Below are 7,769 nucleotides of genomic sequence, written 5' to 3'. Positions count from 1 at the left end.
ACCGGCGACATGCACCTGCCCAGTGGTGATCAACGTCTCCACCGCGACCCGACTCCGCGGATCAACAGCCAACAAGGCATCCAAGATAGAATCGCTGACCGCGTCACAAATCTTGTCCGGGTGGCCCTCCGTGACGGACTCACTGGTGAACAGCCTTCGATTAGCAGTCACTATGCATCCTCGTCTTTCATCGGTGCTATTTCGCCATTCGCTTCCGGAGGGCACCTCAGGCCCGAACATGGAATATTCCCCAGGTGAGGTTACCGGCCCGGCCACCTTCCACCCAGTTCTTGAGACCGATCTTCATGCGCGTGAGGTAGGTCTCACTTACTTTCCCGGAAAGCTCGGAGTGGCGACGCTCCGTCTCCTCCAGAACTCGTCCGTAGTGAGCAGCGAGTTGCTCCGAATGGTCTTCGAAGTCGACGCGCGACAATCCCAGGCGCCCGAGCTCAGTGCGATAGAAGCCCGGCGATCCCATGGTGTCCAGGTGCAGCCGGTCGAGGATCGGCTTGAGCGCAGCCCTGTCACAGCCGTCCGCGGCCATCGGATCCGTGAAGACGAACTCACCCCTCGGCTTCAGAACACGCGTCACCTCCTGCAGCACGCGGACCCGGTCACCGCTGTGCAGCATCGCGTCCTGCGACCACACGACATCGAACTCGTTGTCCTCGAACGGCAGGTCCTCGAACGAGCCCTCCACGACGTCGATCAGGTCCGACAGCCCCTGCTCCTCGGTGAACCGCCGGTTGCGGTCGTTCTCCACCTCGCTGAGGTTGAGACACGTGACGTGGCAGCCGAACGTCTTCGCGAGATAGCGCGCCGCGCCACCGTAGCCGGAACCGATGTCGAGCACACGCGTCGACGACGTGATACCGACCTTGGCGGCCATCCGCTCGACGGTACGCCTGCTCGCGATCGCGATGTCCTCGTCCGCACGCTCGTACAGGCCGACGTGGATGTCCTCACCACCCCAGATCGAGTAGTAGAAGTTGTCCGCGTCGTCGGAGTTGTAGTAGTCCCGAGCGGTGTTGACCGCCGCCGAGTAACGGGCCGACTTCTCGTCCGCGCTGAGATAGCTCTTCTCCGCCACGTGGATGAAGAAGTCGGGGTCGTCGGCCTTGAACGTATCCTGGAAGTCGCCGTACGTCTCCACGCGCTGAAAACCTACCTCTCGTAACAACCTCCTCGTGTAGTCCTTCCGCAGCGGGAACATGTTGAGGTGGTACTGCGAGTCGTCCGGGAACCGGTACCGGAACCGAGCCAGCCCGTCGTCGATGTACTCGGGCTCGGCCGTGACCTCCTCGCCGCAGTAGTAGTACGTGTGCTTGCTGGAGAAGCCGTTATCCAAAATGGCGTCGTAGTTACGTTGGTCGAGGATGAGGATGCCGTCGTGCTTGAGCACGGCGTAGAACTCGGCGAGTGCCTTCCGCCTGTCCTGCTCGGAGAACAGGTGCGTGAACGAGTTACCGAGGCAGACGACCGCGTCGAACTGTCCGTGGACGTCCTTGTTGAGCCATCGCCAGTCGGCATGCACGACACGCAGGATGTGACCGCCGTAGGACAGGCCGTTCTCGAACGCCTTCGCCAGCATCTCGGCACTGCCGTCCACGCTGACGGTGTCGAAGCCCTCCTCGACGAGCCGCACCGAGTGGAACCCCGTCCCCGTGGCGACGTCGAGTACCGACTTCACCCCGTGGGACTTGAGCAGATCGATGAAGAAGCTGCCTTCACTGGCGTAGCGCTTCTTCCAGTCGATGAGGTCATCCCACTTCTCGACGAATCCCTTGACGTATTCGTTGGTGTAGTGATCGGTGTCCCGAACGATGAGTGGGTCCGGGCCGAACTCCTGTGCCGGGTGTGCCTCGATTTGGAACTGGCCTCTGTCCACGGTTCCAGCCCCTTTCACATCGGACGGGCCAGACCTCGAATCCTTCATCACACATCCTTCCACGTTCGTTCGGGAACAGCGAATTACTCGAGAACCGTGTCACACTTTTCGCCAATTCCTCCTCTTCTGGACGCACCGCTAACCGCGTACACCCGGACGCGAAAAAGCACACGAGAACACAGGGTCGCGGCAAATTATTTATCAGCGCGGATACGACCCCACGCGTACGGGCCGGACATTACAGAGGGAGCTGTCTATTACACTCCCTCATCCGGCCGGGACCGATTGCAGCACACCATCGTTGATCTCCGCAATGCCGCCCTGACTCAATCTATTGATCACTCCGCGAATGGGGCAATGGGTCGATTGCGTGATACGCCGACTCACCCGCCGTGCAACTTCGGCTTTCACGACTCCCAAGCTCGGACATACCCCTCTTCCGAGCAGCCGAATGCCCTCCAAGTGACAAAACACGTGGTCATCACGCTGCCTTACACCATCCGCCACCAGCCCCTTGACGCCGAGAACGGCACTTTCTCGACCTGTCACACCATTCACCTGAGTAGAGCAAGGCCGCATACCGACGGTATCGCGATCCAGCACGCGCGGTGATCATTTAGCCCACAGGTGTGAAATCGACCACGCAGCCGAATTCGTATCGTATACGGCAACATGTTGCGCCATGGGCAACAAAAATGAATATTTCACCGTCCGCCACCGAAAATACATCGACCGCATGTCGAAATTTCGTTATGAGATCGTGGCAATCACATCCAGAAAGATGGTGAACCGACAGGGATTCACACCCGGAGATAGAAGCGCCATCCAATACTCGTTGCGCCTACCGCAACCGACATCGATTCACCGTCCGGCAAAATCCAGAGCACCGTCCTTTTCAGATCGACTGACCCCATAGACACAGTCGATCGGTTCGATCGAGTTGAGAATTTCCTTCACGACGAATCGAATCGGCCCCCTCGATGACGCGGAATATTCCAAACATCGCGCAGAAGAAACCGGACGCCCGAGATCACCAACACCGGCAATCCACATCGGGACCCTTCCCCGCCCTTACGGAAACGGGCCACTCGACACACTCCCCGAACCGATCGAGCCCGCCATGGCGAAGCGACAAGCCCAGGGTCGCGCAGAGGATCACACAAAGAAATGTCCCGGTGCTGCTGGGGGTTCAGCACCGGGACATCATCGCTACCGATACGCCTTGGGGAGGGATGCAGGCGCACGGCCGGCCGACAATCGCGAATCACACTCCGTCGGCTTCGGGTTCGAAGCATACGCGCAGCCCCAGGGGTTTGCATAGTTTCTCACCTAGCCGCATTCCGTTCACCGGAACACCCGTCGCGCCCGTGAGTGAACGCGCTCCACACGTGCACGGCGGCCCGGGCGACCACGTCGGCGATGGCGGAGGGTTGTCCCACGTCGGCCTCCGCCGCGTCGTAATCCGCCCACAACGCCGACACAGCGCGAGGGTCGAGCGTCAACACCGGATGCACCCGCCGTCCCTCGCCGTCGACATAACCGTCGTCCGCACGGACGGCCACAACCTCGGCAGCAGGCGCACCGACATCGTCGACGACGGTCGCCGCCAGTTCCGCGGCCCTCGCCCCGGCCTCTCCCGGTCCGGCCAGGCACAGGACCCGATGGCGCACCCGCCACAGCCGCAGCGCGGAATCCGCCGCGCCCGGCGGAGCACCATGGCCATCGGCGCCCCGCGGTCCCGGTGAACACATCGTCGACGAGCCGAGCAGACGATCCCGCGCCGCGGCGAGCGCCCGGACGTACGTGGCGACGTGAACCCGTTCCAGCGCCCCGAAAGGGGTTCGATCACGCCGATACGCCAGAGCGTCACATGGATAGGTCGCCACGACATCACCGGCACCCTCACCGGCACCCTCACCGACACTGCCGCCGACACCGTTGTCGGCGGTCCCGCACAACTCGGGCACCCCGGTGGAACGCAGGATCGGCAGATCACCGACGCGGTGATGCGGTTGTCGTACGTAACGGACCAGACGATAAGCCGCGTCACACGCATCCAACGCCGCTGCCCACACGTCCAGGTACACCGTCCACAGCCGCACGTATCGCCCTCTCCGCAGGGCCTCCCAATGTTCGACCTCCATCGCGTCCCGTCTGGCACGCTGCGCGTCAGCGCCCGGAGCGGCGTCGTACTCCAGGGCACGCAGCCGCGCGTCGATCACTCCCTCGGTGAGCGGTGTATCCCCGCCTGCACGACCTCCACATCCAAGGCCTCGGAGACCTGTGAGACCGACCGGAACGCTGAGGCCGGTCAGCTCCCTGTCTCCGGCAAGACCGCCGAGCCCCTCGAAACCACCGAGCTCACCGCCACCCCCGACGCCCGCTCGCCGCGCCGGGTCGGTACCCCCGACAGGGGGCCCTCCACCCGACCCCCTACTCACCCCTTCGCCTGAGACCGCATCGATGCCCACGCCGCCCTGCCCATGTCGTCACCCACCGGTTGGCCGAGTCCGGCGACGTGGCCTGACGAGGGGGTTACCCACGGCCGACGTCGCCGGGGCTAACGTGACAAGCGTCCAACTGTCCGTAGCCACACCGAATGTAGCGCGCTACATAGCCGACGCGCTATAGCGCGGTGTGGCCCCGTTCGGGTGAAGCATGCACATCACCCGTAGCCGAAAGGTGAGGCCCTTGGTCGAAGTGAGCCACGTCGTCGCGGAGTGGGCGTTCACCCAGGGACTGAAGAAGCTGCGCGAGACCAGCCAGAACTCGAACCAGAGCGAGATAGCGAAGAAGATCGGCAAAAGCCGAGCGACCATCGGCCACTACGAGATGGGTCGCTATCTGCCGAGCCACGACAGCTTGGACATCATGTTGGATGCCTACGGCCACGGCGACCGAGCCACGTACTACAGGCAGTTGCGGGACCGGGTCGAGATGCACTCGCCCGACTGGTGGGAGGACGAGTTCCCGGAACACTTCCCACCTCGGTCGCTCGCGCTCCTCGCCGGATTCGAGTACTCCGCCACGGAGATGCGGATCTACGAACCGCAGCACATACCCGAACTGCTGCAGACACCCGCGTACGCCGAGGCACTGCTACGCGCGGGACTGGTCGGCCGCGAAGCCGACCAACTCACCCTGCACCTGAGGATGTTGCGCGGCAGGCAGGCCGCCCTCAATCGCGACGACCCACCCCGGCTGACGTGTGTACTCGGCGAGAGTGCCCTGCGCAGCCCCGTGGGCGGACCACTCGTACTGGGGGAACAACTCAGCACTCTCGCGACACTCGCGCGACGGGATGCCGTCGATATCCACATACTGCCGGACAACGCGGGTAGACCGGCGGGCGCCAGTGGGGCGTTCACCGAACTGTCGCTGCCCTCGGAGGTCATCCAGGATTTCCCCGGTGTCGTCTATGTGACCACCCCGGTCGACCGCATCCACTACGAGAGTCCCGATTCACTCACCGTCTTCCGCTCCCTGTGGGAGCGCGTCCGGGAGCAGGCGATGTCGGCCGAGGAATCGCTGGAGCTGCTTACCGACCTGGCTCGCAGGCTCACTCATCACGCCTCCTGATCTCCACAGGCGACCCGCCTCTCGTGCAGTGCCGCATCGCCCGCGCCATCTCTTCCCGAGAATGGCCGGCGATGCCGTTACGCGGAAGGTGGGACTCGCTCTCCACGCTTTCCCCATCACGCCATGACCCCCATGGCGTGACCCCGTACCGTGACAGGCGGTGCGGCCGGGCCGGAAGGGGAAGCCCGGCCGCGCCGCCACGGCCACCGTCGCATGGTGAACGGTCCCGCGCCGACGGCCGCAGCGACTGTAGCACGCTAGGTAGCCAGCGCGCTACACCGCTGCGGTCCGCGAGGGTTGTACGGAAATCAGCGCGACGCTCTTCTCCTGCGCCCACACCGGACAGCCTCCAGCAACTGCTCCGATGGCACATCGAGCGCAAGACTCAACCACTGCCTCCAATACGGTCCCGGCACACGCTTGCCGCGCTCCCAGCGCGCCACTTCATCGCGACTGACACTGGAGTTACGCGACAGCTCGGCAAGCCTGTCGGCGAGCTGATACTGGGTCAGCCCACGCAGTTTGCGGACCCGGCGAACGAGCTCCCAGACCGGCTCGCCGGATTGTTCGGAAATGGAATCGTGGAACACGTCGGACCTCGAAGCATCGACCGGGGTCGAACGCACATCTCGGGGCGCGGCGGGCATACCCGCCCGTGGCGCGGACTCATGAATTGGCATGGACATCGTCAGCGAGGTTCGGGAACGGTTTTCCGCCTCGTCGTGGCACCGACAGTCGCAGCAGGCGGATACAAACCGAAAACCCCCAGCTGCGCGACCGCACCACGATCGACACCACACCAGCTTCCTGCACGATCCCGAAGACTGCTACCACCAAACGGGCTATTCTGAACGCAATAATTCGCGACGCATAGCCGAACCGTCCACAACCAACGAAACAGAGTCCACTCCGAAATCAATATCGCTATACAAGGCGATTCGTTACACGGATAACCAAAGCCAGCACATCCAATGCCGTTAAAGCCCTTTTTAAATGGCGACCCGCACCACGCAAGGCAAGGTGAACGATGGTTTCCTGGCCCCCTGCTACAGCACTTCACGGCCGCTAGAGTTTTGAAACACGTCATCCGTATTCCACAGGGAGCAGGTGTGCCAGGGCGACACGAACAAGCCCCCCACAACGACGCGGATACCGCAACCAAAGGGGAGGAACGCAACTACACCGTTCGCGCGGTTGAACGAGTCTGTTCAATCCTCAACCTGCTACAGGAATCCGTCGAAGGCGTCTCCCTCATCGACGTCGCCCAAGAAACCGAGCTACCGAAGTCATCGGCTTTTCGGTACCTGTGGACCCTGGAAGCGCACCGCTACGTCGAACGAGATGCCGGAACCGGCCTCTACCGACTCGGCCTGGGGTTCGTGGGTATGCAGTCGCGACATCTGGAAGTGCTGCGCGAACGAGCCCGACCGTGGCTGGAGAAAATTCGCGACGAATTCGGCGAAACGGTCAATCTGGCCATCCTGGACGGCGACCACGTCGTTTATCTCGATGTGGTGGAGAGCAAACAGAGGGTACGTTTCGCCTCCGCGCGAGGCTTCCGTGAACCACTGCACGCCACCGCTTTGGGACATGCCATCGCCTCCCGCCTCGCCGAGGAACGCGTGCGCGAGCTGGTGGCGCCGTCGACGGCCGGATACGGAAGGGAGCCCGACCTCAACTCCTATCTCACGGATATCGACGACGTCCAGCGACTGGGCTACGCGACCAGCGACGACGGCGACGGCCGATGCGTCGCCGCTCCGCTGACGGGGACACGCCTACCGGTGGCGATCGGCATCAGCGCGCCCGCGGCACGGTTCTCCCCGACCGATGCCGGCAAGGCCGCGACAAGGCTGCTCGAAGTCACCAAGGAGATCACCGTCAACCCGATTCCCGAGCAACGCGGCTCTCCCCGTACCTAGAAGAGCTATCGGCGCCGCGCTGCGCCGCGGCCCACACGTGAGCGCAGCGCGGCACAGTTCTATCGTGCTGTTATGAACGGTCCCGAACGTAGGAAATACAACCCGGACAACAAAACCGGATACGAGTATGCACTACTGGCCGATCATCTCGCCGGCCTCATCGAGCAGGGCGAATGGCCGGCGGGGAGTCGCATCCCCGGTGAACGGGCACTGTCCGAGGAATACGGCGTCGCCCTCGACACCGTCCGCAAGGCTACGAAGATCCTGCGCGAACGAGGACTGGTGCAGACGCTGAAGTCCAAGGGCACATTCGTCACTCCACGCGACTGACCGTGTGTCCGGTCAGGACGAAATCCGGCGGCAAGACCGCGGGGCGGTCG

The 7,769-nt window shown here is 63.2% G+C and carries 7 protein-coding genes; 3 read left to right on the top strand and 4 right to left on the bottom strand.

Annotation, left to right across the window (positions count from 1 at the left end; translation table 11 throughout):
• The 3 genes from M7H19_RS14405 to M7H19_RS14395 form a co-directional block, all read right to left on the bottom strand.
• The coding region (locus tag M7H19_RS14405; RefSeq protein WP_298181574.1) for an S-adenosylmethionine synthetase N-terminal domain-containing protein at positions 1 to 171 on the bottom strand (171 nt) is incomplete at its 3' end.
• Positions 172 to 226: 55 nt separating this feature from the next.
• Positions 227 to 1,936 carry a class I SAM-dependent methyltransferase gene (locus M7H19_RS14400; protein WP_298181567.1) on the bottom strand — a complete coding sequence of 570 codons (1,710 nt, stop codon included), beginning with the start codon at positions 1,934 to 1,936 and terminating at the stop codon, positions 227 to 229.
• A 1,277-nt stretch (positions 1,937 to 3,213) separates the two neighbouring features.
• The gene (locus M7H19_RS14395) at positions 3,214 to 4,110 is read right to left on the bottom strand and encodes a hypothetical protein (RefSeq protein WP_298181565.1); all 897 of its coding nucleotides are present in this window, start codon (positions 4,108 to 4,110) and stop codon (positions 3,214 to 3,216) included.
• Between the two features lie 469 nt (positions 4,111 to 4,579).
• Here M7H19_RS14395 and M7H19_RS14390 point away from each other — a divergent pair, with 469 nt between their 5' ends.
• Complete coding sequence (locus M7H19_RS14390; RefSeq protein ID WP_298181562.1) at positions 4,580 to 5,467, top strand: helix-turn-helix transcriptional regulator; 888 nt, start codon at positions 4,580 to 4,582, stop codon at positions 5,465 to 5,467.
• Between the two features lie 308 nt (positions 5,468 to 5,775).
• Here M7H19_RS14390 and M7H19_RS14385 read toward each other — a convergent pair whose 3' ends face one another.
• The gene (locus M7H19_RS14385; RefSeq protein ID WP_298181572.1) at positions 5,776 to 6,114 is read right to left on the bottom strand and encodes a helix-turn-helix transcriptional regulator; all 339 of its coding nucleotides are present in this window, start codon (positions 6,112 to 6,114) and stop codon (positions 5,776 to 5,778) included.
• A gap of 462 nt (positions 6,115 to 6,576) precedes the next feature.
• On the opposite strand from M7H19_RS14385, the gene M7H19_RS14380 reads away from it, so the two are divergent.
• Both M7H19_RS14380 and M7H19_RS14375 read left to right on the top strand, forming a co-directional pair.
• Entirely contained in the window at positions 6,577 to 7,389 is an 813-nt protein-coding gene (locus M7H19_RS14380) for an IclR family transcriptional regulator (protein ID WP_298181559.1), read from the top strand.
• A 72-nt stretch (positions 7,390 to 7,461) separates the two neighbouring features.
• Entirely contained in the window at positions 7,462 to 7,719 is a 258-nt protein-coding gene (locus M7H19_RS14375) for a winged helix-turn-helix domain-containing protein (protein WP_298181556.1), read from the top strand.
• Positions 7,720 to 7,769 lie beyond the last annotated feature (50 nt).

The sequence above is a fragment of the Saccharomonospora sp. genome (assembly GCF_027317685.1).
Classification (GTDB): Bacteria; Actinomycetota; Actinomycetes; order Mycobacteriales; family Pseudonocardiaceae; genus Saccharomonospora.
Note: the sequence above shows the minus strand (reverse complement) of the source record. Positions and strands in the feature narration are given on the sequence as shown.

Excerpts from the sequence above, each read along its gene's own strand:
- M7H19_RS14400 (WP_298181567.1), bottom strand. The coding sequence starts at position 1,936 with ATGAAGGATTCGAGGTCTGGCCCGTCCGATGTGAAAGGGGCTGGAACC.
- M7H19_RS14385 (WP_298181572.1), bottom strand. The coding sequence starts at position 6,114 with ATGCCCGCCGCGCCCCGAGATGTGCGTTCGACCCCGGTCGATGCTTCG.
- M7H19_RS14375 (WP_298181556.1), top strand. The coding sequence starts at position 7,462 with ATGAACGGTCCCGAACGTAGGAAATACAACCCGGACAACAAAACCGGA.